The sequence below is a fragment of the Salinispora sp. CH2A1_6 genome (assembly GCF_056820975.1).
The window spans coordinates 112,609-138,030 of record NZ_JBXEDG010000007.1 but is presented as its reverse complement, the minus strand read 5'-3'; the positions used below and the strand labels follow the sequence as shown (position 1 = coordinate 138,030).

The following is a 25,422-nucleotide window of genomic DNA, read 5'->3' as shown; positions in this document are numbered from 1 at the left end:
CGGCCGCGGCGGGTACGCAGCGGGTCGACCGATAGCATCGGCAACGAGTCGTACCGTCTGCCCTGAGGAGTCACCGTGTCCGCACCCCGTATCCCCGTCGTGGCCGACCCCGTCGTCGTGGCCGCCGGGACGACGGCGGCCGACGCGGTCGCGGCGGTCGGACTGCCGATGACCGGTCGCAGCGCGGTCGTGGTGGTGCGGGACCCGCAGGGCCAGCTTCGCGACCTGGACTGGGTTCCGGAGCAGGAGACCGTGGTCGAGGCGGTGGGCATCGACACCCCGGACGGGCTGGCCGTGCTGCGGCACTCCACGGCCCACGTGCTCGCCCAGGCCGTGCAGGACCTCTTTCCCGAGGCGAAGCTGGGCATCGGGCCGCCGATCGAGAATGGCTTCTACTACGATTTCGCGGTTGACCAGCCGTTCCAGCCCGCGGACCTGACGAAGCTGGAAAAGCGGATGCAGGAGATCATCAAGTCCGGTCAGCGGTTCCGCCGCCGCCGCTTCCGGGACCGGGACGAGGCCCGCGGCGAGCTCGCGGCCGAGCCGTTCAAGTTGGAGCTGATCGAGCTCAAGGGCGATGGGCTGGACTCCTCCCAGGTGATGGAGGTTGGCGGCGGGGAACTGACCAGCTACGACAACCTCGCCGCCGACTCGGACAAGGTCTGCTGGTCGGACCTGTGCCGCGGCCCGCACCTGCCGAACACCCGACTGATCGGGGCGTTCAAGCTGATGCGGTCGGCCGCCGCCTACTGGCGTGGCTCGGAGAAGAACCCACAGCTCCAGCGGGTGTATGGCACCGCGTGGCCGACCCGGGACGAGCTGAAGGCGTACCTGCGGTTGCTGGAGGAGGCCGCCCGGCGGGACCACCGCAAGCTCGGCGCCGACCTCGACCTGTTCAGCTTCCCTGACGAGGTCGGCTCCGGCCTGCCGGTGTTCCATCCCAAGGGCGGTGTGCTCAAGCGGACGATGGAGGACTACGTCCGGGCCCGGCACGTCGAGGAAGGCTTCGACTACGTCGGCACTCCGCACATTTCGAAGGAAGGCCTCTTCCACACCTCGGGCCACCTGCCGTACTACGCCGACGGGATGTTCCCGCCCATGCAGTTCGAAGGGGCGGACTACTACCTCAAGGCGATGAACTGCCCGATGCACAACCTGATCTACCGGTCGCGCGGGCGCTCCTACCGGGAGCTGCCGATGCGGCTGTTCGAGTTCGGCTCGGTCTACCGGTACGAGAAGTCCGGCGTCATCCACGGGTTGACCCGGGTGCGGGGCTTCACCCAGGATGACTCGCACTCCTACTGCACCAAGGAGCAGGCGCCCGCGGAGATCAAGCACCTGCTGGCCTTCGTGCTCGGCCTCCTGCAGGACTTCGGCATCACCGACTTCTTCCTGGAGCTGTCCACCCGGGATGACGCCAAGCCGGACAAGTTCGTCGGCTCCGCCGAGGACTGGGCGACGGCGACGGCGGTGCTGGAGCAGTGCGCCCGGGACACCGGGCTCGAGCTGGTGCCGGACCCGGGGGGCGCGGCCTTCTACGGCCCGAAGATCTCGGTCCAGGCCAAGGACGCCATCGGCCGCACCTGGCAGATGTCGACGATCCAGTACGACTTCAACCAGCCGGCCGGCTTCGGGCTGGAGTACCAGGCAGCCGACGGCAGCCGGCAGCAGCCGATCATGATTCACTGCGCGAAGTTCGGCTCGATCGAGCGCTTCATCGGTGTCCTCACCGAGCACTACGCCGGAGCGTTCCCGGCCTGGCTGGCGCCGGTGCAGGTGGTCGGCATCCCGATCCGCGGCGAGCACACCGAGTACCTCGACGGCTTCGTCGCCGCACTGCGTGCGGCCGGCGTGCGGGCCCAGGTCGACTCCGGTGACGACCGGATGCAGAAGAAGATCCGCACCGCCCAGCAGCAGAAGATTCCGTTCATGGTGATCGCCGGCGACGACGACGTGGCGGCCGGCACCGTGTCGTTCCGCTACCGGGACGGCTCCCAGCGCAACGGGGTGCCGGCGGCCGAGGCGGTCAACCACGTCCTCGATGTGGTCAACTCCCGCGCCAACGAGGGGCCGTCCGCTGCCGAGGGGTGACGGGCGTCCGGGCCGGCGGCACGGCCGCCCGGAAGGCCGGCCCGCGACGTGGGTACCCGGCCCGCCCGTCGGGCTGGTCGGGTACGCCGAGCTTCGGCGTACCCGGTGCGGGGCCGTAGGATCGCTGCTGTGACTGGGGCGGAGGAACACACCAACAGCGACGCTATGGCCGACGGCCTGGACCGGCTCTGGACGCCCCATCGGATGACCTACATCTCCGGCGGGGACCGGCCCGAGGGCGGATACGAGCGGCCCACCGGCTGCCCCTTCTGTCTCGCCCCCCGGCGGTCGGAGCCGGAGAACCTGGTTGTGGCGCGGGGCGAGCACGTGTTCGTGGTGCTCAACCTGTACCCGTACAACCCGGGGCACCTGCTGGTCTGCCCCTACCGGCACGTTGCCGACTACACCGACCTCGACGACCGGGAGACGGCGGAGCTGGCCGCCGTCACCCAGACCGCGATGCGTGTCGTTCGTAAGGTCAGCAGTGCCCACGGCTTCAACCTCGGGATGAACCAGGGTGGGGTCGCCGGTGCCGGTATCGCCGCGCACCTGCACCAGCACGTGGTGCCCCGGTGGGGCGGTGACGCCAACTTCATGCCGGTGATCGGCCGGACCAAGGTCCTGCCGCAGCTGCTCGGCGACACCCGGGCGCTGCTGGCCAGCGCCTGGCCCTCCTGACCCCCGCGATCCCGCGGCGCCGGCCACCCTCATCGGCGGGTCGAAGGCGGTGACCGCCGTCGCGGTACGCGGTCAGCCGCGCTCCGCGCGGACCCGGTCGGCCTGGTGGCTGGGCATGGTTTCGTAGCGGGCGAACTCGCGGCGGAAGGTGCCTGTACCGGCGGTCATCGAGCGCAGCTCCACGGCGTAGCGGAGGAGTTCGGTCGCGGCCACCTCGGCGCGGATCAGCGTGCGCCCCTCGGCGGTGGTGTCGGGTTCGGTGCCGAGCACCCGGCCGTGGCGGCCGGAGAGGTCGCCCAAGACCGCGCCGACCGACGCGTCGGGCACCCGGATGACCACCTCGTCAACCGGTTCCAGCAACATCGGCTGGCCCTTGTCGGCCGCGTCCCTGAGCGCCAGCGCACCGGCGGTCTGGAACGCCGCGTCGGAGGAGTCGACGCTGTGCGCCTTGCCGTCCACGAGCGTCACCCGCAGGTCCACCAGGGGGGCGCCGGCGACCAGTCCGCGCTCCAGCTGGGCACGGACCCCCTTCTCCACCGACGGGATGTAGTTGTGCGGTACGGCTCCGCCCACCACCCGGCTGACGAACTCGAAGCCGGCGCCCCGGGGGAGCGGTTCCACCTCGATGTCGCAGACCGCGTACTGGCCGTGCCCGCCGGACTGCTTGACGTGCCGGCCGTGCCCCTTGGCCGGCACGGTGAACGTCTCCCGCAGCGCGACCCGCACCGGTGTCGTGTCCAGCTCCACGCCACCGCTGCGCAACCGCTCCAACACCACGTCGGCGTGCGCCTCCCCCATGCACCAGAGCACCAGCTGATGGGTCTCGCTGTCGCGGTGGAGCCGCAGGGTGGGGTCACCGGCCACCAGCCGGGCGAGGTTGCGGGCGAGCGCGTCCTCGTCGGCCCGGGTACGTGCCACGATCGCCACCGGCAGCAGCGGCTCCGGCATCTCCCAGGGCGCGACCAGCAGCGGGTCGTCCTTGGCCGAGATGGTGTCGCCGGTCTCCGCGCTGCCCGACTTGGTGAGCGCGCAGAGGTCGCCGGCGACACAGGCGCGCACCTCGCGCAGCGCCGCGCCGAGCGGTGAGTAGAGGTGGCCGACCCGTTCGTCGGCGTCGTGGTCGGGGTGGCCGCGGTCGGCCAGACCGTGCCCGGAGACGTGCACGACCTGTTCGGGGCGGAGCGTGCCAGAGAAGACCCGGACCAGGGATACCCGCCCCACATGCCGGTCGATGGTGGTCTTGACCACCTCGGCGACCAGTGGCCCGGCCGGGTCGCAGGTCAGCGGGGGGCGGGGCGTGCCATCCACCCCGGTCACCGCCGGGAGGTCGTGCTCCGGTGGTGCGGGGAAGCCCGCGGTGAGCACCTCCAGGAGGGCGTCGAGCCCGACCCCGGTCTGGGCGCAGACCGGCACCACGGGATAGAAGTGACCGCGCGCGACCGCCTTCTCCAGATCCTCGACGAGGATGTCGGTGCCGATCTCGGCACCTTCGAGGTACCGGTCCATGAGGGTCTCGTCCTCGCTCTCGGCGATGATTCCCTCGATCAGTTCGTTGCGGGACTCGACGATGGCCGGCAGGTGTTCCGGGTCCGGATCCCGCACCTCGGCGGGTAGCCCGGCGGTGTAGTCCAGGACCCGGCGGGTGATCAGCCCGAGCAGGCCGGCGGTGGAGACGCCATCGTCGCCGAGCATCGGCAGGTAGAGCGGGAGCACGTTGTCGCCGAACACCCGCTGGCAGAGGGCGACCGCCTCGTCGAAGTCCGCGCGCGGGTGGTCCAGCCGGGAGACGGCCACCGCCCGGGGCATGTTCACGGCCGCGCACTCCTCCCACAGCGCGGCGGTGGTGGCATCCATCCCGTCCACGGCGGAGACGACGAAGAGCGCGGCGTCGGCGGCCCGCAGCCCGGCGCGCAGCTCGCCGACGAAGTCGGCGTAGCCGGGGGTGTCCAGCAGGTTGACCTTGATCCCGTCGTGCACGAGCGGCGCGCAGGCCAGGGCCACCGACCGTTGTTGGCGGACCGCAGCCGGATCGTGGTCGCAGGTGGTGGTGCCGTCGGTGACGTTCCCGGCGCGGCCGATCGTGCCGGTGGCCGCGAGCAACGCCTCGACCAGGGTCGTCTTGCCGGCGCCGGAGTGCCCGACGAGCACCACGTTGCGGATGTCTCCGGGGTGGGTCACCGCCGATACCGCGCCGGTGACCCCCCTGTCCTGACTCTTCTGCGCCATTGGCGCACCTCCCTCAGCCGGGTGTGGTGGTGGCGACCGCCGCGCGCGAGAGAAAAGCGGCCTGGGGCGGGTGCGCGGCGATATCCTCCGGGGTGCTGCTGCCAAGCGGGAACGGGATAGGCGGGGCGGTGAGCTGCCTCACCTTTCTGGGTCGATCAGACACCCCGATGCCCGTACGGCACAAGTTCCCTCGGGCGGGTCGCCCGACCGTCCGTACCGCTGGGGGCACCGGACCGTTATCGTGGGACCGCCATGGCGAAGATCTTCCAAGTGACGGCCCGTGCGGGCATGACCCGCGTCGTCGAACCGGTCGCGCGCCGCCTGCTCCGTGCGGGCGTGACCCCCAATACCGTTACCGTGACGGGCACCCTCGGGGTGCTCGTCGGCGCACTCGGCTTCGGAGCCCGCGGGCATCTCGTCGCCGGCGCGTTGATCGTCACCGTCTTCGCCCTCACCGATCTGCTGGACGGGACGATGGCCCGGATGAGCGGCGGCTCCACCCGGTTCGGGGCGTTCCTTGACTCGAGCATGGACCGGGTCGCCGACAGCGCGGTCTTCGGTGCGGTGGCCTACTACCTCTCGACCGAGGGCAACGACTCGGGAGTCGTCGCCGCGCTGCTCTGTCTGGCCGCCGGTGGACTCGTCTCGTACGTGAAGGCGCGGGCCGAAGGGCTTGGCCTGACCTGCAACGTGGGCATCGCCGAACGCACGGAGCGGCTGTTGATCGTCGGCGTCGGGGGCCTGCTGGCCGGGCTGGGCCTGAAGGTCGCCCTACCGGTCGCGCTCTGGCTGCTCGCCGCGGTCTCGATCTTCACGGTGGGGCAGCGGATGGCCCACGTGTACCGGCAGGCCCAGCAGCTTCCCACCGCCTCGGGCGGACAGAGGTGAGGGCGGTCGAGGGGCTGCGGCGGTGAACCTCACCGAGCTGGCCTACCTCGCGGGGTGGCGTGCGGTCCGGGCACTGCCCCGGCCGGTGGCGGCCACCGTCTTCCGAGCGGGCGCCGACCGCGCCCACCGCCGGGGCGGTGGGGGCGCGGCGCGACTCCGCGCCAACCTGCGCCGGGTGGTGGGTCCGGAGGTTTCCGAGGCCGAGCTGGACGGGCTGGTTCGAGCCGGGCTGCGCTCCTACGCCCGGTACTGGATGGAGGCGTTCCGGCTGCCCACGCTGAGCCGGGCCGAGGTGCTCGCCGGATTCCGGCTCGACGGCCAGGAGCTGCTCGCCGCGGATGTGGCCGCCGGCCGGGGCGCGGTCGTGGCGTTGCCGCACTCCGGCAACTGGGACATGGCGGGCGCCTGGGTCGCGGCGATGGGCTGGCCGATCGCCACTGTCGCCGAGCGGCTCAAGTCCGAGGGGATCTACCAGCGTTTCCTCGCGTTCCGGCAGGCGCTGGGGATGGAGATCCTGCCCACCCGTGGGGGCGAACGGCCCGCCTTCGACGTGCTGGTCGACCGGGTGAACGCCGGTTATGTGGTGCCGCTGCTCGCCGACCGGGACCTCTCGGCCCGGGGCGTGCCGGTTGACTTCTTCGGGTCCCCGACCCGGATGCCGCCCGGCCCGGCCCTGCTGGCGCTCCGCACCGGTGCGCCGCTCTACGTCGCCTCCTTGTGGTACGAGCCGGAGGTCGCCTGTGCCAGGATCGAGGGGCCACTGGAGCTGCCCGACCCCGAGCAGGGCCCGCTCGACGTACGGGTGCGGATACTGGCCCAGCGGGTCGCCGACGGTCTGGCGGCGGGCGTGGCCCGACATCCGCAAGACTGGCACATGTTGCAACGGATGTGGCTGGACCAGCGCGCCACACCGAACGGCGCGGCGCGGCCCTCGCCGCCCACCGGACAGGTCTGAGGGGAGGGGCGCCACCGTGCGGATCGGCATCGTGTGCCCGTACTCCCTGGACGTGCCCGGTGGCGTGCAGAACCACGTGATGGACCTCGCCGAGGCGCTGATCGGGCTCGGGCACGAGGTGAGCGTCCTGGCCCCCGCGGACGAGGAGTCGGAGCTACCGCCGTACGTGGTGCCGGCTGGTCGGGCGGTGCCGCTGCCGTACAACGGCTCGGTGGCCCGGATCGCCTTCGGCCCGGTCTCCACCGCGCGGGTCCGCCGCTGGATCAACCGGGGCGACTTCGACGTGCTGCACGTGCACGAGCCGCTGACGCTGAGCCTGTCGATGCTCGCCGTGCTCTGCGCGCGGGGGCCGGTGGTGGCGACCTTCCACACGGCGATGACGCGTTCCCGGGTGCTCGCCGCCGCCCAGGGGGTGCTCCAGATCGTGCTGGAGCGCATCACCGCCCGGATCGCGGTCAGTGCCCTGGCCCGCAAGGTGCAGGTTGAGCACATGGACGGCGGAGCGGTGGAGATCCCGAACGGGGTGGCCGTCGCGAAGTTCGCTGATGCCCAGCCGCTGCCGGGCTGGCCTGGGTCGTGCACTCCCGACCACGGCGGCACGATCGGTTTCCTCGGCCGCTTCACCGAGGCCCGCAAGGGCTTCCCGGTGTTGCGGGACGCGTTCGTGTCGTTGGCCGGGGAGCGCCCGGGGCTGCGCCTGCTGGTCGCCGGCCCCGGTGATCCGGACGACCTGTACGACCAGTTCCCGGCCGAGCTGCGGGACCGGGTCACCTTTCTCGGGCTGGTCTCTGAGGCGGACAAGGCGCGCATGTTGCGCAGTGTCCACCTCTACGTGGCGCCGAACACGGGTGGGGAGTCGTTCGGCATGATCCTTACCGAGGCGCTGGCGGCGGGGACCGCGGTCGTGGCGAGCGATCTCGATGCGTTTCGCCGGGTGCTGGACCGGGGCCGGGCCGGCCGGCTGTTCCGTACCGGCGACCCGGCGGCGCTGCGCGCGGCGCTGGCCGATCTCCTGGACGACGCGGACGCGCGGACCGAACTGACCGCGTACGCGGATCAGGTCGTGGCGACGTTTGACTGGCCCACGGTTGCCCGCCGGATTCTCGAGGTATACGCAGCCGCGATTGAGGCCGCTGACGGCCGGGTGATCGACCAGGAGTGGGTGGGGCTGGGCTGACCGGTGGGACGGCGGTAGCGGGGAGGCCGGCGGAGGGAACGGAGCAGCACTACGATGCCGGGCATGTGGTGGTTGGTGGGTGCGGTGCTGGTCGGCGCGCTGCTGGCGACGTACCTCGTCTGGACCGCCGGCCGGGTCGAGCGGTTGCAGGACCGGGCGGAGCTCGCGGCCCGGGCGCTCGACGCCCACCTGCTGCGTCGCGCGGCGACCGCCGCGGTGCTCGCCGAACGTCGTTACGGCGTCGAGCTGTACGCGGCGGCCCGCGTCGCCCTCGATGTGCGGCCGGACGAGCGGGAGGCCGCTGAGAACGATCTCACCCGGCAGCTGCGGGCGTTGCAGCTCGATCCCGGCGATCCGGACGCCGAGGCCGTCGTCGCCGCCAGTCGACGGCTGGCCCTGGCCCGTCAGGTGCACACGGACCTGGTCCGGGACGCCCGCGCGGCCCGGAGCCGGCCGCTGGTGCGGTTGTTGCGGATGGGGCGGCGGCGCCCGTGGCCGCGGTACTTCGACATCGACGAACCAACGCTGGCCGCCCCCGAGGACATAGTCGAGGACCCACCGGGTACGTGATGGCGGACACAGGGCAGGCCACCAGGGGTCTGATTGGCTGTCGGGCTGCCGGGGTGGCTCCTCGTAGCATTCGCACCAGCCACTCGCGTGCACGTCCCTAGGAGCGATGAACCGTGCCCGATACCCAGACTTCGAATACTTCCACCAACACCCCGGTCACCGGCACCTCGCACGTGAAGCGGGGAATGGCCGAGATGCTCAAGGGCGGTGTGATCATGGATGTGGTCACCGCGGAGCAGGCCAAGATCGCCGAGGATGCCGGTGCGGTCGCGGTGATGGCCCTGGAGCGGGTCCCCTCGGACATCCGGGCCCAGGGCGGGGTCTCCCGGATGAGCGATCCGGACATGATCGACAGCATCATGGAGGTGGTGTCGATCCCGGTCATGGCCAAGGCCCGGATCGGTCACTTCGTGGAGGCGCAGATCCTCCAGTCGCTCGGTGTCGACTACGTGGACGAGTCGGAGGTGCTGACCCCGGCCGACTACGCGCACCACATCGACAAGTGGGCCTTCACGGTGCCGTTCGTCTGCGGCGCGACCAATCTGGGCGAGGCGCTGCGGCGGATCACCGAAGGCGCGGCCATGATCCGGTCGAAGGGCGAGGCCGGCACCGGCGACGTCTCCAACGCCACCACCCACATGCGGGGGATCCGCACCGAGATCCGCCGGCTCCAGTCCCTGCCCACCGATGAGCTCTACGTGGCCGCCAAGGAGCTCCAGGCCCCGTACGAACTGGTCAAGGAGATCGCCGAGACGGGCAAGCTGCCGGTGGTGCTCTTCACCGCCGGTGGTATCGCCACCCCGGCCGACGCCGCCATGATGATGCAGCTCGGCGCCGAGGGGGTCTTCGTCGGATCCGGCATCTTCAAGTCCGACAACCCGGCCCAGCGGGCCGCCGCCATCGTCAAGGCCACCACCTTCCACGACGACCCGGAGACGCTGGCCAAGGTCTCCCGTGGGCTCGGCGAGGCCATGGTTGGCATCAACGCCGGCACCCTTTCGCAGTCGGACCGCCTGGCCGAGCGCGGCTGGTGAGGGGAGTGCGGCCCCGGTCAACGCCGGCGGTCTGGCTGCCGGGGCTGCTCGCCACTCTCCGGAAGGAGCGATCATGACGGCACCCGTGATCGGGGTGCTCGCTCTGCAGGGCGATGTCCGGGAGCACACGGCAGCCCTGGCGGCGGCGGGTGCGCACGCCCGCCCGGTCCGCCGCCCCACGGAGCTGGAGACGGTTGACGGGCTGGTCATCCCGGGGGGCGAGTCCACCACGATCAGTAAGCTGACCGACCTCTTCGAGCTGCGGGAGCCGATCGACAAGCGGATCGCCGACGGCATGCCCGTCTACGGTTCCTGCGCCGGCATGATCATGTTGGCGAGTGAGGTCCTCGACGGCCGGGCCGACCAGCGTGGCTTCGCCGGCATCGAGATGACCGTTCGACGCAACGCGTTCGGGCGGCAGGTCGCCTCGTTCGAGGCGCCGGTGAACCTGGCCGGCATTGACGGCGGCCCGCTCCACGCGCTGTTCATCCGGGCACCCTGGGTTGAGCACGTCGGCCGGGGCGTCGAGGTGCTCGGTACGGTGACCGAGGGCCCGGCGGCGGGTCGGATTGTCGCGGTCCGTCAGGAAAACCTGCTGGCGACCGCGTTCCATCCCGAGCTGACCGGCGACCGGCGCCTGCACGCGTACTTCGCGGACCTGGTCCGCGCCGCGATCTGAGCGGCCACCGGGTCGGGGCGGGCGAGCGCCGCCGGGTCGGGCCACCCACGGCGCGACCCGGCGGTGCCGTGCGGCGCTGACGCAAGCCTGCGGGCCACCGGTAGGATTGCCGGGATTCGGCAGGGCCAGCTCTCCGCCGCGGCTTCCACCAGAGCCGGCCGGCACCCTCCGCGTACGTCGGCGGGAGCGGGCGAGTGCGGTGCGGTCGATGCAGACGGCGGGTAGCAACGGAGGTAGCGGATGTCCGGCCACTCAAAGTGGGCGACGACCAAGCACAAGAAGGCGGTCATCGACGCCAAGCGCGGCAAGATGTTCGCCAAGCTGATCAAGAACGTCGAGGTCGCGGCACGTACCGGCGGTGGTGATCCGGCCGGTAACCCGACGCTCTACGACGCGATCCAGAAGGCCAAGAAGAGCTCGGTTCCCAACGACAACATCGACCGCGCGGTCAAGCGGGGCTCCGGCCTCGAGTCCGGTGGCGCCGACTACCAGACGGTCATGTACGAGGGCTACGGGCCCAGCGGCGTCGCGCTGCTGATCGAGTGTCTGACCGACAACCGGAACCGCGCCGCCACCGAGGTGCGAACCGCCCTGACCCGCAACGGCGGCTCGTTCGCCGATGCCGGCTCGGTGTCGTACCTGTTCAACCGCAAGGGCGTGGTGATCGTGACCAAGGCCGGCACCACCGAGGACGACGTGATGCTGGCCGTCCTGGACGCGGGTGCCGAGGAGGTCAACGACCTGGGTGAGGCGTTCGAGGTGCTCTCCGAGCCGGGTGACCTGGTCGCGGTGCGTACCGCGTTGCAGGACGCCGGCATCGAGTACGAGTCGGCGGAGTCCTCGCTCGTCCCGAGCATGAGCGTCCCGGTGGACGAGGAGGGCGCTCGGAAGGTCCTCAAGCTGATTGATGTGCTGGAGGACTGCGACGACGTGCAGAACGTCTTCGCGAACTTCGACGCCTCCGACGAACTGCTTGCGCGACTCGGCTGACCCGCCGTTGGCCGCGCGCACCCCGTGGACCCGGCCCGAGCCGGATCCACGGGGTGCGCCTTTCGGGGTGAGCTTCAATCCACTGTCTCTCGTTCCCGCCAGGCCGTCCGGAGCGAGGTGTTGCCGTTGGTCCGCAGCAGCGACCCCTCGTACACCCGGGCACCGGCGGCCAGGACGGCGAGCGCGGTGACCAGGAGCAGGGCCAGGGACAGCGGAGGTTCCCCACCAGCGGCGTCCCCGGTGAACAGCCGGAGCGGCATCGCGGTCGGCGCCGAGAACGGCACGTAGGACAGCACCTGCATGGCGAATGCGTTGTCGCTGAGGAAGATCACCCCGAAGAACGGGATCATCACCACCAACTGGACCGGCATGGCCACCGTGCCGATGTCTTCCAGTCGGCTGACCAGGGCTCCCGCCGCTGCCCAGAGCGCGGCGATCAGGACGAAGCCGAGCAGGAAGTACGGCAGGAACCAGCCGATCGCTGGCCCGAGTAGGTTCAGCAGCTCGCTGTCGTCGAAGAGTCGCAGGCCCACGACCGCGACGAGCGCCACCAGCGCGATCTGACCCAGGGCCAGCACGGTGCCGGCGATCATTTTGCCGAGGAGCAGGGCTCGTACCGACACGGCGGCCACCAGGATCTCGACGATCCGGGTCTGTTTCTCCTCGATGATGCTCTGTGCGATCTGTACGCCGAAGGTCTGGGACGTGAGGAGAAAGACGAACGCGAAGATGAACGGCACCAGGCCGGCGGCCCCCGGTTCCGCCGGGGCGGGGTTCAGCAACCGAACCGGCGGTTCGACGCTGAGCGCCGCCACCACGTCGAAGGGGGCCTCCTCCCGGGCGAGGACCGTTGGCCCGGCGACCACCGCCGCGTCGGTGTCGCCGTCCCGAACCGCCCGTTCGGCGGCGGCGTCGTCGGGTACCTCGCGGACCTCGAGTCCGGCGGCGCGCAGTTCGGCCGAGACCTCCGGGGTGGCGGCCACCGTGGCGGGGCCGCCGGACAGTAGCGACGGCAGTGTCGTCGCGGCGGCGGCGATGAGCAGGAAGATCAGCGTACTGAGGAGAAAGGTGCGGTCGCGCAGCTTGGCCCGGACTTCACGGGCCGCGACCAACTGGGTGGCGGCGAGGGTGTTCACAGGGCGACCTCTCGGAAGATCTCGGCCAGCGACGGGACGACGGGTCGGAACTCGCGGACGGGCCCACGGGCGAGCGCGGCGTGGAGTACCGGTTGTTCGTCCGCCCCCCGGGGCAACTCGAACACGGCGCGGGCGCCCTCGAGCTCGACCAGGGTCACGCCGGGGTGGTCGCGTAGCCAGCCGGCGTCGTTCTCCACCACCAGTTCGTAGCGGGGTGCGGTGTGCGTGGCCCGTAGCTCCGTTCGGCTGCCGGCGGCGCGGATCGTCCCCGCGCTGATGATCACCAGGTCGTCGCAGAGCCGCTCCACCACGTCCAACTGGTGGCTGGAGAAGAGCACCGGTACCCCCGCGGCGGCCCGTTCCGTCAGCACATCAACGACCGTGTCCACCGCCAGTGGGTCGAGGCCGGAGAAGGGCTCGTCGAGCACCAGCACCTCGGGGTCGGGGACCAGTGCGGCGACGATCTGGGCACGTTGCTGGTTGCCCAGCGACAGCTTCTCCAGCAGGTCGTTGCCGCGGTCGGCGAGACCGACCCGTTCCAACAACACATCGGTGTTGCGCGCCGCCGCCGGCGCGGTCATTCCGTGTAACCGGGCCAGGTAGATGAGCTGTTCCCGGACCGCCATCTTCGGGTACAGGCCGCGTTCCTCCGGCATGTACCCGAAGCGCCGACGGACCGCCCTTGTCAGTGGCGCCCCCCGCCAGGTGACCTGGCCGGCGTCGGCGGCGAGTACGCCGAGGATGATGCGCATCGTGGTGGTCTTGCCGGCACCGTTGCCGCCGACGAAGCCGGTCATCCGACCGGCCTCCGCGTCGAAGGACACATTCTGGAGCACGCGTCGGCCACCGAAGCTGCGGTCAACGCCGTCGAGTCGGAGCATGTTCGTCACGCTGGCAACGCTAGATCACCTCACGCCCCGCTCTGTCCCCCCGCAGGTGGACGACCCGCTCCACCCCGCGACGGAGGCGGGTCACCTCCCCGGCCGCACCACCCCGTGCTCGTACGCGAAGACCACCGCCTGCACCCGGTCCCGCAGGCCGAGTTTGGCCAGCACCCGGCTGACGTGGGTCTTCACGGTCGCCTCGCCGAGCCGGAGGGTGGCCGCGATCTCGGCGTTGCTCGCCCCGGAGGCGACCAGAACCAGAACCTCGTGCTCGCGTGGCGTGAGGTCCGGCAGCACCCCGGCTGCCGTCGTTGGTTCGCCGCCCGGCCTGGCGAAGGCGGCGATCACTCGCCGGGTGAGTTCGGGGGCGATGAGGCCATCGCCGCGGGCGACCACCCGGATCGCCGCCACGAGCGCCTCCGGCGTGCCGTTCTTCAGCAGGAATCCACTGGCTCCGGCGCGCAGCGCGGCGAACAGATAGTCGTCCCGGTCGAAGGTGGTGAGGATCAACACCGCCGGAGCGTGCGGTCGGCCCACGTCCCCGACGATCCGTCGGGTCGCCTCCAGCCCGTCGACCCGGGGCATCTCCACGTCCATCAGGACCACGTCCGGGCGGAGCGCCCCGGCCATGCTCACCGCCCGCTCGCCGTCCGCGGCCTCCCCGACGACGTGGATGTCGTCCTCCACCTCGAGGATGACCCGGAATCCGGTACGCACGAGGTGGTGGTCGTCGGCGAGCAGGATCCGGATGGCCCGGCTGGTCGCCGGCGCGGCGGTCACGCCGCCTGCCGATCGGTCAGCGACAGCGGGAAGCGGGCCCGGACCCGCCAGCCGCCGACGGCGCGAGGGCCGATCTCCAGCGTGCCCCCATGGGTGGCGACCCGCTCGCGCATACCGACCAGGCCCACCCCGTCCGCATTCGTCGTGCCGCTGCTGCGGCCGTCGTCGGTCACGTCCACCTCCACCTCGTGCGCCAGGTAGCGGATCCGTACGTCCAGTGTGGTCGCCGCCACGGCGTGTTTAAGCGTGTTCGTCACTGCTTCCTGCACGATCCGGTACGCCGCCTGGGAGATCGACTCCGGGATCGGCGCCGGCTCGCCGTAGACCCCCAGCGTGGCTCCCAGCCCGGTCTCGCGCGCTCGCTCGACCACGGTGGCGACCCGGCTGATCCCAGGAGGCGGTTCGACGGTGTCCGGCTCGTGGTCGCGGGCCCGTAGGACGCCGAGCATCCGGCGTAGCTCGTCCACCGCCGTGCGGGCCGACTCCTCGACCGCGGCCAGTGCGGTGCGGGCCTTGGCCGGATCCCGGTCCAGGATCCGGCGGCAGGCGGCGGCCTGCACCCCCATCACTGAGACGTGGTGGGCGACGACGTCGTGGAGTTCCCGGGCGATCCGCACCCGCTCCCCGACCACGGCGTGCGCTCTGACCTCGGCCTGCGACCGGCGGAGCTCATCGGCCTGCGCCTGGAGTTCGTGCTCCCGTCGGGCGGCCAGCCAGGCGATCTCACCGAAGAAGTAGGCGAACCCGAAGAACAGGATGTTGAAGAGTGCATCGGTGAGCACCGCGGCGATCAGCGGGGGGATCGGTCCCACGGCGTTGGCGAACACCTCGGGGGACGGGTCCGCCAGCACGCTGCTCAGATTGACCGAGTACCAGAAACCGATCCAACCGAACATGGCGGCGATCACGCCGACCCGAATCCGACGGGCCAGGCGGCGGTCCTGTCCCCAGGCGCCGAGGGTGTAGAGGGCCGTGAACAGCACTCCCGTGGTGACCCGCGTCTCCGGTGCGGAGCGGGCTTGTGCCGCGACGAACGCGACTGAGATGACCAGCATCGTCGCTACCGGGAATCGTCGCCGCCAGATCAGCGGTAGGCCCACCGCGACGGCCCAGAGCAGCTGTTCCGGGAACGACGGTGGCGGGCCGAGCAGGAACAGACCCGTGCCGCGGGTGAGGGTGAGGCTGGCTATGGCCAGCGCGGTCACGGCCAGCCCCACGATGAGGTCCCGCCGTTGCTGCTCCGGGGTCGGCCCGGGCCGCCGCCAGTGCGTCCCCGCCGCGGTGTCCATCGGTCGATGATGTTATCTCGCCAGACCGACGCTGCTCCCGGCACGGGCCCGGTGTCGGGGTGGTCTCTCGGTGCGGCCCGCCGGAGGCGTACCGACGGCCGGGGGAGTTTTCCGCTACAGTCGCAGTGGTTGATGTGGAGGGTGGGCGCTGATGAGCGGCATCGCGCAGGGCAGGCCGAGCCCGGTGCTCGTTGTGCCCTCCGGCCCGCCGGCGCCTCGACCTACTCCGCCGGCGCCCCGCTGAGCGACGTTCCGTCGCCGGCGGGTGTCCGCGCCGGCAACCCTTCCGGCGGCTCGGCCCCTTCCGGCGTCTAGGCAGCTTCCGTCGGGCTCGGCCCCTTCCGGCGTCCAGGCCGCTTCGCGCCCGCCGCCTTTCCGCCTTCCCCCGCGCGCACCCTGAGGTCATTCACCGCATCGGCCCGGGTCATTTCGTAACCCTGAGCAGCGCCATTCTGATTTGTGAGGACATATCCATGAAAATGTCGACCATGTTCGGCGCCACCCTGCACACCGCGCCGGGACGTTCCGAGTCCGAGGGACACCAACTGCTCCAGCGAGCCGCCATGCTCCGGCAGGTGGGGCAGGGCATCTTCGCCTATCTTCCGCTCGGTTGGCGCACCATCCGCAAGATCGAGGCCGTGCTGCGCGCGGAGCTGGAGCGCGTTGGGGGGACAGGAGGTCTCGATGCCGGTGGTGAATCCGGCGGAGCTGTGGAAGCAGTCCGGTCGATACTTCACGATCGGCCCGGAGCTGGCTCGCTTTCGGGATCGCCGCGGCCGGGACCTGGTCCTGGCGATGACCCACGAGGAGGTGGTGACGTTCCTCGGCCGGTCGGAGATCGAGTCCTACCGTCAGCTGCCGCGGCTGGTGTTCCAGCTCCAGACGAAGTTCCGGGACGACCCGCGTCCGCGGGCCGGTCTGATCCGGGTCCGGGAGTTCGTCATGAAGGACGCCTACAGCTTCGATGCGGACGCGGCGGGGCTGGCGGCGCGGTACCGGACCCAGTACCAGGCGTACTTCACCATCTTTCGGCGGTGCGGGCTGCCGGTCGCGGCGGTCAGCTCCGACGTGGGCATGATGGGCGGCAGCCTGGCCCACGAGTTCGTCTACCTCACCCCGATCGGCGAGGACACCCTGCTGATCTGCGACTCCTGCGGCTTCGCCGCCAACCGCGAGGCCGCCACCTTCGGCAAGCCGGCGCCGTCCACCGCGCCGCGGGCGGAGTTGGCGGAGATCGCCACCCCGGGGGCTACCACCATCGAGGCGCTGACGGCGGCGCTGGGCGTGCCGGCGGCCGAGACCGCCAAGGCGATCTTCCTGGCCGCGTCGCGGGAGGAGCGCGACCAGACGGTCCGCACCGAGTTCATCCTGGCGGTCGTCCGGGGTGACATGGAGGCGAACGAGACCAAGATCGGCAACCTGGTGCAGGCGGCGGAGCTGCGCCCGATGACCGAGGAGGAGATCGCCAAGATCGGCGCAGTGGCCGGCTACGGCTCGCCGGTCGGGGTGACGGGCGCGACCGTCGTCGTTGACGAGCTGGTCGCCGCGTCCACGAACCTGGTCGCGGGCGCCAACCGGGAGGGCCTGCACCTGCGTAACGTCAACGTGGGGCGGGACTTCGTCGCCGATCACGTCGGCGACATCACCGCCGCCCGTGCCGGTGACGCCTGCGCGGAGTGCGGCAGCGAACTGCGGACCGCCCGTGGGGTCGAGGTAGGGCAGATCTTCCAGCTCGGTACCCGCTACTCGACCGCCCTCGGTGCGGAGTACCTCGACGCCGACGGCCAGCGTAAGCCGGTGACTATGGGCTGCTACGGCATCGGTGTGGGGCGGCTGCTCGCCTGCCTCGCGGAGGAGCACCGAGACGAGCGGGGGCTGCGGCTCCCGGTCACCATCGCGCCGTACCAGGTGCACCTCACCCTCCTCGGCGACCTGGCGTCCGCCGCCGGTGAGCTGGCCCGGCGGGTCTACGACGAGCTCTGGGCGGCCGGGGTGGAGGTGCTCTTCGACGACCGGGCCGAGCGGGCCGGCGTCAAGTTCGCCGACGCGGACGTGATCGGTCTGCCGCTGCGGCTCACCATCGGCCGGCGCAGCGTCGCCGACGGCGTGGCCGAGGTACGGGACCGGGTGACCGGGGTCACGACGCAGGTGCCCTTCGCCGAGGTGGTGGCCGAGCTGGTCCGGCGGATCGCCGCCCTGCGCGCCGACATCGACGCGACAGTGGTCCCGGTGGAGCTGCCGGCCGAGGTGTTCGCGCAGTGATCCCGCGCCGGCGGATCCGGCGGTGTCGGCCTGGCCTCGGCGCGGCACCGCCGGGGTGCTCTTGCGGCGCCCCGACGCCCGGCCGGGCGCCCCGCGCGGCTCGCTGGAGGTGTGTCGGCGGCCAGGGATAGGGTGGGCCGACCGTTCTTTCTCACCACCCATGAAGCGACCCGGGGGGCCACGCATGGGCGATTCGTTCGCGCATCTGCACGTGCACACTGAGTATTCGATGCTCGACGGTGCGGCCCGGCTGAAGGACTTGTTCGCCGAGGTCAACCGGCAGGGGATGCCCGCCGTGGCGATGACCGACCACGGCAACATGCACGGCGCGAACGACTTCTACAAGCAGGCGATGGCGGCCGGCGTCACACCGATCCTGGGGATCGAGGCGTATGTCGCGCCGGAGTCGCGGTTCCACAAGAAGCGGGTCCGCTGGGGGCGGCCGGAGCAGAAGAGCGACGACGTCTCCGGCAGCGGTGGTTACACCCACATGACCATCTGGGCGAAGAACAAGGTCGGTCTGCACAACCTGTTCAAGCTGACCAGCCGCTCGTTCACCGAAGGGTTCTTCGTCAAGTGGCCACGGATGGACGCGGAGCTCCTCGCCGAGCACGCCGAGGGGTTGATCGCCACCACCGGCTGCCCCTCCGGTGAGGTGCAGACCCGGCTCCGGCTGGACCAGTACGACGAGGCGCTGAAGGCCGCCGCGAAATACCAGGACATCTTCGGCAAGGAGAACTTCTTCCTGGAGGTGATGGACCACGGCATCGACATCGAACGCCGGGTCCGCCAGGAGCTGACGGAGATCTCCCACAAGCTGGATATCCCGCCGGTCGTGACCAACGACTCGCACTACACCTACCAGGCGCAGTCCGAGGCGCACGACGTGCTGCTCTGCGTGCAGACCGCCGCGAACGTCGCCGATCCGAACCGGTTCCGGTTCGACGGCAGCGGCTACTACATCAAGTCCGCCGACGAGATGCGCGCCGTCGACTCCTCCGAGCTGTGGCTCGCGGGCTGCCGGAACACCCTGCTGGTCGCGGAGATGGTCGACCCGGCCGGGATGTTCGACTTCCGGAATCTGATGCCGGTCTTCCCGGTGCCGGAGGGGGAGACCGACGAGTCCTGGTTCCGCAAGGAGACGTTCAAGGGGCTCGCCCGCCGTTTCCCGAACGGCGTCCCGGAGACCCACGTCAAGCAGGCCGAATATGAGCTGGGCGTCATCATTCAGATGGGCTTCCCGTCCTACTTCCTCGTGGTGGCCGACTTTATCCAGTGGGCCAAGAAAGAGGGAATCGCCGTGGGGCCGGGCCGCGGGTCGGCCGCCGGCTCGCTCGTCGCGTACGCGCTCGGCATCACCGACCTGGACCCGTTGCCGCACGGTCTGATCTTCGAGCGGTTCCTCAACCCCGAGCGGGTCTCGATGCCGGATGTCGACATCGACTTCGACGAGCGTCGGCGGGGTGAGGTGATCAAATACGTCACGGAGAAGTGGGGCGAGGACAAGGTCGCCCAGATCGCGACCTTCGGCACGATCAAGGCGAAGGCCGCGATCAAGGACTCGGCGCGGGTGCTCGGCTACCCGTACGCGGTCGGCGACCGGATCACCAAGGCGATGCCACCGGCGGTGATGGGTAAGGACATCCCGCTGACCGGCATCTTCGACCCGAAGCACTCCCGGTACGCGGAGGCCGGCGAGATCCGGGGTCTCTACGAGTCCGACCCGGACGTCAAGAAGGTCATCGACACGGCGCGCGGGATCGAGGGGCTGATCCGGCAGACGGGGGTGCACGCCGCCGGGGTCATCATGTCCGCCGAGCCGATCGTCGACCACATCCCGTTGATGCGCCGGGACGCCGACGGGGCGATCATCACCCAGTTCGACTACCCGACCTGCGAGTCGCTCGGGCTGCTGAAGATGGACTTCCTCGGCCTGCGCAACCTGACCATCATCGACGATGCGCTGAAGAACATCGAGAGCAACCACGGGCGCACGGTCGACCTGCTCCAGCTGCCGCTGGACGACAAACCGACCTATGAGCTGCTGTCTCGGGGCGACACCCTGGGCGTGTTCCAGCTCGACGGCGGGCCGATGCGGTCGCTGCTGCGGACGATGAAGCCGGACAACTTCGAGGACATCTCCGCCGTTCTGGCGCTGTACCGGCCGGGCCCGATGGGCGCCAACTCCCACACCAACTACGCGCTGCGTAAGAACGGCCTCCAGGAGATCACGCCAATCCACCCGGAGCTGGCCGAACCACTGGAGGAGATCCTCGGCCCCACCTACGGCCTGATCGTCTACCAGGAGCAGGTGCAGCGCGCCGCCCAGGTCCTCGCCGGCTACAGCCTCGGCAAGGCCGACCTGCTGCGCCGGGCGATGGGTAAGAAGAAGAAGGAGGTCCTCGACAAGGAGTTCGTGCCGTTCCGCGACGGCATGCGCGGCAACGGCTACTCCGACGAGGCCATCCAGACTCTGTGGGACATCCTCGTCCCCTTCGCCGACTACGCGTTCAACAAGGCCCACACCGCCGGGTACGGCCTGGTGTCGTACTGGACCGGCTACCTCAAGGCGAACTATCCGGCCGAGTACATGGCGGCGTTGCTCACCTCGGTGGGCGACGACAAGGACAAGATGGCGCTCTACCTGTCGGAGTGCCGCCGGATGGGCATCCAGGTGCTCCCGCCGGACGTGAACACCTCAGCCGGGCCGTTCACCCCGGTCGGCCGGGACATCCGGTTCGGCCTGGCCGCGATCCGCAACGTCGGCGCGAACGTGGTCACCGCGATCATGCGCTGCCGGGGGGAGAAGGGCACCTATGCCGACTTCTACGACTTCCTCGCCAAGGTGGAAGCGGTCGTCTGCAACAAGAAGACCATTGAATCCCTGATCAAGGCAGGCGCGTTCGACTCGCTCAACCACTCCCGCCGAGGCCTGCTCACGGTGCACGCCGATGCCATCGACGCGTACGCCGACGTCAAGCGCAAGGAGGCCGTCGGCCAGTACGACCTCTTCGGCGCCGGGTTCGCCGACACCGACGCCGGGCAGAGCACCACGGTGATGCCGGTGATCGGCGAGGGGGAGTGGGACAAGCGGGAGAAGCTCGCCTTCGAGCGCGAGATGCTCGGCCTCTACGTCTCCGACCATCCGCTGTTCGGGCTGGAGCATGTGCTCGGTGCGGCTGCCGACACCACCATCGCGGCCCTCTCCGAGGAGGGGACCGTCCCCGACGGGACGGTGGTGACCCTCGCGGGCATCCTCTCCGGGGTGCAGCGCCGGGTCACCAAGCAGGGCCGGGCGTGGGCGTCGGCGACGCTGGAGGACCTCGCCGGCGGGGTGGAGACGCTGTTCTTTCCCAACACCTACGAGGTGATCGGGGAGTACATCGCCGAGGATGCGATCGTGGTGGTCAAGGGGCGGGTCGACCGCCGGGACGACACCCCGCGGATCATGGCCATGGACATGTCGATTCCGGATGTCAGCAGCAACTCGGCGAACAAGCCGGTCACCCTCACCATCCCGGTCACCCGCTGCACGCCGCCGTTGGTGGAGCGGCTCAAGGAGACCCTGGTGCTGCACCCGGGTGACGCGGAGGTGCACGTCAAACTCCTCAACGGCAGCAAGGTGACCCGGCTGCGCCTCGGCCCGTTCCGGGTGGCACCGACGACCGCCCTGATGGCCGACCTGAAAAGCGTCCTGGGCCCGGCCAACGTGGGCTGACCTCCGCCCGGTGCCGGCACCGGGGCCGCCCGCGCCGAATTGGTCCTCTGCGGCGGCGGGCCCGGTCGCTAGCGTCGGTGCCATGCGGATCGAGCAGGCACAGCAGCTGTGGCAGCCCCATAGGGGCTGGCTGAACACCGCCAGCTACGGGCTACCGCCCGACCCGGCGTGGACGGCGTTGCAGGAGGCGCTCGCCGGCTGGCGCACGGGGAACATGGGTGTGACAGGGGAGGGCTGGGACGAGGCCCAGACGCGTACCCGGGCCGCGTTCGCGCGTCTGGTCGGTGTCCCCGAACGGGATGTGGCGATCGGCAGCGCGGCGTCGCAGCTGTTCGCGCCGGTGGCCGCGGCGCTGCCGGCGGGGGCGACCGTGCTGGTCCCCGAGGTCGAGTTCACCTCCAATCTCTTTCCCTGGCTGGCCCAGGAGCAGCGGGGCGTCCGGGTGCGCACCGTTGCGCTGGCGGGTCTCGTGGATGCGATCGACGCCGACACCGACCTGGTCGCGTTCAGCCTGGTGCAGTCCGCCGACGGCGCGGTGGCCCGGTACGCGGACATCGTCGCCGCGGCCCGGGCCCACGACGCCCTGGTGGCGGTCGACGCCACCCAGGCCTGCGGTTGGCTGCCGTTCGACGCCGCGCTCGCGGATGTGGTCGTTCTCGCCGCGTACAAGTGGTTGCTGGCCCCGAAGGGGACTGCCCTGGCGTACTACGCTCCCGAGCTGCGGGACCGGATGCGCCCCGACGCCGCCGGCTGGTACGCCGGAGCCGACCCGCTGACATCTCTGTACGGTCCGCCGCTACGCCTCGCCGACAGCGCCCGCCGCTTCGACATCGCCCCGGCCTGGTTCAGCTACATCGGTGCGGCTCCCGCCCTGGAACTGCTGCTGCAGGTGGGGGTGCCGGCGATCCACGCGCACAACGTGGCGCTGGCCAATCGATTCCGCGCCGGCCTGGGGCTGCCGCCCGGCGACAGCGCGATTACCACCGCCGAGGTGCCGGAGGCACTGTCGCGGTTGGAGCGCGCCGGCCTACGGGCGGCGGTACGCGCCGGCCGGGTCCGCGTCTCGTTCCACCTCTACTCCACCGAGGACGATGTCGATCGGGCCCTCACCGCGTTGACCGGCTGACCGCCCCGAAGGCCGATGCCGTTCACGAGGTGGCCTCCTCGATGCTGGCGGCCGTGGTGGTACTGACGCGGTAGGCGCGGGCCCGAGCCCTCGCCCGGTGGAACCGCATCGACGACGCGCTCGCCACGCTTCTGGGCGCCGAGGTCATCGGCCCCGACCAGGTGCGCTACCACCGGCTCTCCCGCGACCTGGTCTGGGACATCCTCACCCGCCCCCGGCCACCTCGACTCGCCGTCGAACTCAGCGACCGGATGGGCGTCCGGTCAGCAGGGCCGCGCTGGTAGCCCGGCTCAGACCAGCCGGCTCGTGTAACCGGCCGCCACCAGACGCTCGAACGCCGCCCGCACCGCATCCGGCACCTCCTGCCGGATCGCGAACCCACGCTCGGCGTACACCTCGATCCGCTGCGTGTCGCCGACCAGCATGTCCACCACCCGCCGCGCATCGCCGATACTGCGCACGTAGTCATCCAGGTCGAGTGGATTCGACGCGCACACCACCTCGACCTCCGGCCACACCAGCCGGCACGTCGCATAAGCCCGACGCTGCTGGTAGGGCCGCGACATGATCAGCACCGACTCCACCGGGATCCGGCGTTCGGCCAGCAGCGCACGGGAGAACTTTAGGTTCTCGGCGGTGTTCGTGGCACGCGGCTCCACCAGAATCGCTCCCGCCGGTACGCCCTGCTCGACGGCGTACTCGCGGTAGTGCACCGCCTCTCCGCGCGGGAACCGCCCAACCGTCGTCGGAGCATTCGCGCCGGTAAACAGGATCCTTGGGAACAGGCCCTCGTGGAACAGACGGGTCGCGACGACCGCCACCCCAAGGTCATGACTGCCCAGTCCGATCCCCACATCACACGAACGCAACTCGTGACGCAGGTCGTGGTAGCGCCACAGCGTCACCACGTCCGCCCGAACAGCGTCGGGAATCTCCTCGGCAGCAGCTGCCGCCCGCCGGTCCATCAGCACCTACCAGTCCGGTCCGCTGGATCCCCTCATACCGCCAGCGTAGGGGGGAGCAGCGCAACACGACACCGCCGACTCCAGCACCACGCCACCGGCCACCACAAGACCAGGAGGTTGGCGACGGCCAGGACGATCGCGAGGTCCAACGGCTGCCGAGCACCCACTGAGCGACCAGCACCACCGCCGTACGCGAAAAGGCCCCGACCGGCACATAAGTACCAGGTCAGGGCCTTGCTCGTTGGTGCGCCGCCAGGGACTCGAACCCGAACCCGCGGATTAGGAGTTGGCGGCCTTGCCGAAGAGGCTCGCTGGTGTGCGGGGTGTGTCGATTGAGGATCTCCGCGAGATGAAGCTGGGGGAAGAGGCGTCGTTCGGCCACGCATTCGGGTGTCGGAATGTGGGGTCCGACAACATAGCCTCTCCTCGATCTACGGCCGTAGGTTTCCTGCACACCCGACGGACCTGTGACCGCAGTCACTACTTTCGTCCGTCGCCAGGCCGGGGAGAGGGGTGGCGATGGCCGGGCAAGGCCTCCTGTCGGCCCACGGGCTGACCCGCGACTTCCGGGGCTTCCGTGCGGTCGACGACGTCGACCTGGTGGTTGCCGAAGGCAGCGTGCATGCGCTCGTCGGCCCGAACGGTGCGGGCAAGACGACCCTGTTCAACCTGCTCACCGGCTTCCTGTCGCCCACCGGTGGCCGGATCGAGTTGGCGGGACGCGACATCACCGGCCTGCCGGCGGAGCAGGTCGCCCGCCGGGGCGTCGCCCGCTCCTTCCAGATCACCAGCCTCTTTCCGCAGCTGTCGACCCGGGAACATGTCGAATTGGCGTTGCAGAGTCCGAGCGGGCTGGGCTGGCGGTTCTGGCGGTCGGCAAAGCTGATGCGGCGCTACACCGATCGGGCCGACGAACTGTTGGCGATGGTCGGCCTGGCCGACTTGGCGGCGGTTCCCGCCGAGGCGCTCGCCTACGGTCGCAAGCGCGCCCTGGAGTTGGCGATCGCCCTCGCCCTGGACCCGAAGGTGCTGCTGCTGGACGAGCCGACCGCGGGCATGGGGCTGGAGGACGTCGACCGCACCGTCGAGCTGATCGCACAGGTTCGGCAGGGCCGCACCGTGGTGCTGGTCGAGCACAACATGAGCGTCGTGGGGCGACTCGCCGACACCGTCACCGTCCTGCAGGCCGGCCGGGTCCTCGTCGAAGGCCCGTACGAGCAGGTTCGCGCCGACGAACGGGTGATCACCGCCTACCTGGGAGCCGCCGATGCTGCGCATTGAGAACCTCTCCGCCTGGTATGGCGAGGCGCAGGTGCTGCGGGACGCCGGTCTCCACGTGGACCCCGGCGAGGTCGTCACCCTGGTGGGCCGCAACGGGGCCGGCAAGTCGACCCTGCTGCGCTGCGTCATGGGCCTGCACGCAGGCTGGCGGGGCACCGTCGAGCTGGGCGGGACAGCGCTGGGCAACCTGTCGGCGGACCGGCGGGCCCGGCGGGGACTCGGCTGGGTTCCCGACGATCGGGGTAGCTACGCCACCCTGACCGTGACCGAGAATCTGACCCTGCCGCCCACCGTTGGGCCCGACCCATGGTCGCTGGAGCGGGTGTACGAGGCGTTCCCCGCCCTTTACCAGCGGCGTAACGCGGCCGCCACGACGCTCTCCGGCGGTGAGCAACAGATGCTGGCGCTGGCCCGGGTCCTGCGGATGGGCGCCCGCGTGCTGCTCTGCGACGAACCGACCGAAGGGCTGGCGCCGCTGCTCGTCCAGCAGGTCGGTGACCTGCTGCGGGAAGCCAAGCGGCACGGGGTGACGGTGCTGCTGGTGGAGCAGAACCTGCGCTTCGCCACCAGCGTCGCCGACCGGCACTACCTGCTGGCCGAGGGGCGCGTCACGGCGGCGATGGAGAACTCCGAGGTGCGGTCGCGGGAACGCGAACTGCTGTCGTACCTCGGCATCTGAGAGCTCGGGACCGA

19 protein-coding genes and 2 pseudogenes are annotated in these 25,422 nt (G+C 70.6%); 15 read left to right on the top strand and 6 right to left on the bottom strand.

The features are described 5' to 3' along the window. Nucleotides 1-75: 75 nt before the first annotated feature. On the top strand, nucleotides 76-2,091 hold the full coding sequence (thrS, locus tag AC1UKG_RS12535) for a threonine--tRNA ligase (RefSeq protein ID WP_018743939.1): 2,016 nt from the start codon (nucleotides 76-78) through the stop codon (nucleotides 2,089-2,091). Nucleotides 2,092-2,256: 165 nt separating this feature from the next. Then, complete coding sequence (locus tag AC1UKG_RS12530) at nucleotides 2,257-2,769, top strand: HIT family protein (protein ID WP_018743940.1); 513 nt, start codon at nucleotides 2,257-2,259, stop codon at nucleotides 2,767-2,769. Between the two features lie 72 nt (nucleotides 2,770-2,841). On the opposite strand, the gene AC1UKG_RS12525 is transcribed toward AC1UKG_RS12530, so the two are convergent. Further along, a complete protein-coding gene (locus tag AC1UKG_RS12525) occupies nucleotides 2,842-4,995 on the bottom strand; it encodes an elongation factor G-like protein EF-G2 (RefSeq protein WP_018814084.1) in 2,154 nt (717 codons plus the stop codon). Between the two features lie 252 nt (nucleotides 4,996-5,247). Here AC1UKG_RS12525 and pgsA point away from each other — a divergent pair, with 252 nt between their 5' ends. The 7 genes from pgsA to AC1UKG_RS12490 all read left to right on the top strand — a co-directional run bounded on the left by pgsA (nucleotide 5,248) and on the right by AC1UKG_RS12490 (nucleotide 11,288). Further along, complete coding sequence (gene pgsA, locus AC1UKG_RS12520; RefSeq protein WP_018735597.1) at nucleotides 5,248-5,883, top strand: phosphatidylinositol phosphate synthase; 636 nt, start codon at nucleotides 5,248-5,250, stop codon at nucleotides 5,881-5,883. 22 nt (nucleotides 5,884-5,905) lie between these two features. Next, nucleotides 5,906-6,838 (top strand): phosphatidylinositol mannoside acyltransferase, encoded by a 933-nt coding sequence (locus AC1UKG_RS12515; protein ID WP_018743943.1) that lies wholly within the window; start codon nucleotides 5,906-5,908, stop codon nucleotides 6,836-6,838. A 16-nt stretch (nucleotides 6,839-6,854) separates the two neighbouring features. Continuing rightward, nucleotides 6,855-8,015, top strand: coding sequence for a glycosyltransferase family 4 protein (locus tag AC1UKG_RS12510; RefSeq protein ID WP_018743944.1), 1,161 nt, complete (start codon nucleotides 6,855-6,857; stop codon nucleotides 8,013-8,015). Nucleotides 8,016-8,078: 63 nt separating this feature from the next. Further along, nucleotides 8,079-8,585: a hypothetical protein gene (locus AC1UKG_RS12505; protein WP_018743945.1), complete on the top strand. Its 507-nt coding sequence runs from the start codon at nucleotides 8,079-8,081 to the stop codon at nucleotides 8,583-8,585. Between the two features lie 113 nt (nucleotides 8,586-8,698). Beyond that, nucleotides 8,699-9,619: a pyridoxal 5'-phosphate synthase lyase subunit PdxS gene (pdxS, locus tag AC1UKG_RS12500; protein WP_026271361.1), complete on the top strand. Its 921-nt coding sequence runs from the start codon at nucleotides 8,699-8,701 to the stop codon at nucleotides 9,617-9,619. Nucleotides 9,620-9,692: 73 nt separating this feature from the next. Continuing rightward, entirely contained in the window at nucleotides 9,693-10,298 is a 606-nt protein-coding gene (pdxT, locus tag AC1UKG_RS12495) for a pyridoxal 5'-phosphate synthase glutaminase subunit PdxT (RefSeq protein WP_018814082.1), read from the top strand. A gap of 240 nt (nucleotides 10,299-10,538) precedes the next feature. Beyond that, nucleotides 10,539-11,288: a YebC/PmpR family DNA-binding transcriptional regulator gene (locus AC1UKG_RS12490; protein ID WP_018743948.1), complete on the top strand. Its 750-nt coding sequence runs from the start codon at nucleotides 10,539-10,541 to the stop codon at nucleotides 11,286-11,288. A 74-nt stretch (nucleotides 11,289-11,362) separates the two neighbouring features. Here AC1UKG_RS12490 and AC1UKG_RS12485 read toward each other — a convergent pair whose 3' ends face one another. The 4 genes from AC1UKG_RS12485 to AC1UKG_RS12470 form a co-directional block, all read right to left on the bottom strand. Next, on the bottom strand, nucleotides 11,363-12,424 hold the full coding sequence (locus AC1UKG_RS12485; RefSeq protein WP_018743949.1) for an ABC transporter permease: 1,062 nt from the start codon (nucleotides 12,422-12,424) through the stop codon (nucleotides 11,363-11,365). Then, nucleotides 12,421-13,305: an ATP-binding cassette domain-containing protein gene (locus tag AC1UKG_RS12480; RefSeq protein WP_018743950.1), complete on the bottom strand. Its 885-nt coding sequence runs from the start codon at nucleotides 13,303-13,305 to the stop codon at nucleotides 12,421-12,423. Before AC1UKG_RS12480 ends, AC1UKG_RS12485 begins: the two co-directional genes overlap by 4 nt. Nucleotides 13,306-13,395: 90 nt before the next feature. Further along, a complete protein-coding gene (locus tag AC1UKG_RS12475; protein WP_018743951.1) occupies nucleotides 13,396-14,088 on the bottom strand; it encodes a response regulator transcription factor in 693 nt (230 codons plus the stop codon). Then, entirely contained in the window at nucleotides 14,085-15,377 is a 1,293-nt protein-coding gene (locus AC1UKG_RS12470) for a sensor histidine kinase (RefSeq protein ID WP_482642928.1), read from the bottom strand. The genes AC1UKG_RS12475 and AC1UKG_RS12470 overlap by 4 nt, the downstream gene beginning before the upstream one ends. A gap of 479 nt (nucleotides 15,378-15,856) precedes the next feature. Here AC1UKG_RS12470 and AC1UKG_RS12465 point away from each other — a divergent pair. The 4 genes and pseudogenes from AC1UKG_RS12465 to AC1UKG_RS12450 all read left to right on the top strand — a co-directional run. Continuing rightward, nucleotides 15,857-17,639: pseudogene (locus AC1UKG_RS12465) on the top strand (proline--tRNA ligase). A 184-nt stretch (nucleotides 17,640-17,823) separates the two neighbouring features. Then, nucleotides 17,824-21,357: a DNA polymerase III subunit alpha gene (gene dnaE, locus AC1UKG_RS12460; RefSeq protein WP_018743954.1), complete on the top strand. Its 3,534-nt coding sequence runs from the start codon at nucleotides 17,824-17,826 to the stop codon at nucleotides 21,355-21,357. Nucleotides 21,358-21,439: 82 nt separating this feature from the next. Continuing rightward, nucleotides 21,440-22,483: an aminotransferase class V-fold PLP-dependent enzyme gene (locus tag AC1UKG_RS12455; RefSeq protein ID WP_018743955.1), complete on the top strand. Its 1,044-nt coding sequence runs from the start codon at nucleotides 21,440-21,442 to the stop codon at nucleotides 22,481-22,483. A gap of 80 nt (nucleotides 22,484-22,563) precedes the next feature. Continuing rightward, nucleotides 22,564-22,767: pseudogene (locus tag AC1UKG_RS12450) on the top strand (XRE family transcriptional regulator); the annotation flags it as partial. Nucleotides 22,768-22,773: 6 nt separating this feature from the next. Here the strand turns inward: AC1UKG_RS12450 and AC1UKG_RS12445 are convergent. After that, the gene (locus AC1UKG_RS12445) at nucleotides 22,774-23,454 is read right to left on the bottom strand and encodes a YdcF family protein (RefSeq protein WP_018743957.1); all 681 of its coding nucleotides are present in this window, start codon (nucleotides 23,452-23,454) and stop codon (nucleotides 22,774-22,776) included. Between the two features lie 513 nt (nucleotides 23,455-23,967). On the opposite strand from AC1UKG_RS12445, the gene AC1UKG_RS12440 reads away from it, so the two are divergent. Next, the gene (locus AC1UKG_RS12440) at nucleotides 23,968-24,729 is read left to right on the top strand and encodes an ABC transporter ATP-binding protein (RefSeq protein WP_482642927.1); all 762 of its coding nucleotides are present in this window, start codon (nucleotides 23,968-23,970) and stop codon (nucleotides 24,727-24,729) included. Continuing rightward, nucleotides 24,716-25,408 carry a branched-chain amino acid ABC transporter ATP-binding protein gene (locus tag AC1UKG_RS12435; RefSeq protein ID WP_018743959.1) on the top strand — a complete coding sequence of 231 codons (693 nt, stop codon included), beginning with the start codon at nucleotides 24,716-24,718 and terminating at the stop codon, nucleotides 25,406-25,408. Before AC1UKG_RS12440 ends, AC1UKG_RS12435 begins: the two co-directional genes overlap by 14 nt. Nucleotides 25,409-25,422 lie beyond the last annotated feature (14 nt).

What these genes read in the sequence shown, in the direction of transcription:
- AC1UKG_RS12530 (WP_018743940.1), top strand. Translation starts at nt 2,257, where the DNA reads ATGGCCGACGGCCTGGACCGGCTCTGGACGCCCCATCGGATGACCTAC.
- AC1UKG_RS12525 (WP_018814084.1), bottom strand. Translation starts at nt 4,995, where the DNA reads ATGGCGCAGAAGAGTCAGGACAGGGGGGTCACCGGCGCGGTATCGGCG.
- pgsA (WP_018735597.1), top strand. Translation starts at nt 5,248, where the DNA reads ATGGCGAAGATCTTCCAAGTGACGGCCCGTGCGGGCATGACCCGCGTC.
- AC1UKG_RS12505 (WP_018743945.1), top strand. Translation starts at nt 8,079, where the DNA reads ATGTGGTGGTTGGTGGGTGCGGTGCTGGTCGGCGCGCTGCTGGCGACG.
- pdxT (WP_018814082.1), top strand. Translation starts at nt 9,693, where the DNA reads ATGACGGCACCCGTGATCGGGGTGCTCGCTCTGCAGGGCGATGTCCGG.
- AC1UKG_RS12490 (WP_018743948.1), top strand. Translation starts at nt 10,539, where the DNA reads ATGTCCGGCCACTCAAAGTGGGCGACGACCAAGCACAAGAAGGCGGTC.
- AC1UKG_RS12480 (WP_018743950.1), bottom strand. Translation starts at nt 13,305, where the DNA reads ATGCTCCGACTCGACGGCGTTGACCGCAGCTTCGGTGGCCGACGCGTG.
- AC1UKG_RS12470 (WP_482642928.1), bottom strand. Translation starts at nt 15,377, where the DNA reads ATGGACACCGCGGCGGGGACGCACTGGCGGCGGCCCGGGCCGACCCCG.
- dnaE (WP_018743954.1), top strand. Translation starts at nt 17,824, where the DNA reads ATGGGCGATTCGTTCGCGCATCTGCACGTGCACACTGAGTATTCGATG.
- AC1UKG_RS12455 (WP_018743955.1), top strand. Translation starts at nt 21,440, where the DNA reads ATGCGGATCGAGCAGGCACAGCAGCTGTGGCAGCCCCATAGGGGCTGG.
- AC1UKG_RS12440 (WP_482642927.1), top strand. Translation starts at nt 23,968, where the DNA reads ATGGCCGGGCAAGGCCTCCTGTCGGCCCACGGGCTGACCCGCGACTTC.
- AC1UKG_RS12435 (WP_018743959.1), top strand. Translation starts at nt 24,716, where the DNA reads ATGCTGCGCATTGAGAACCTCTCCGCCTGGTATGGCGAGGCGCAGGTG.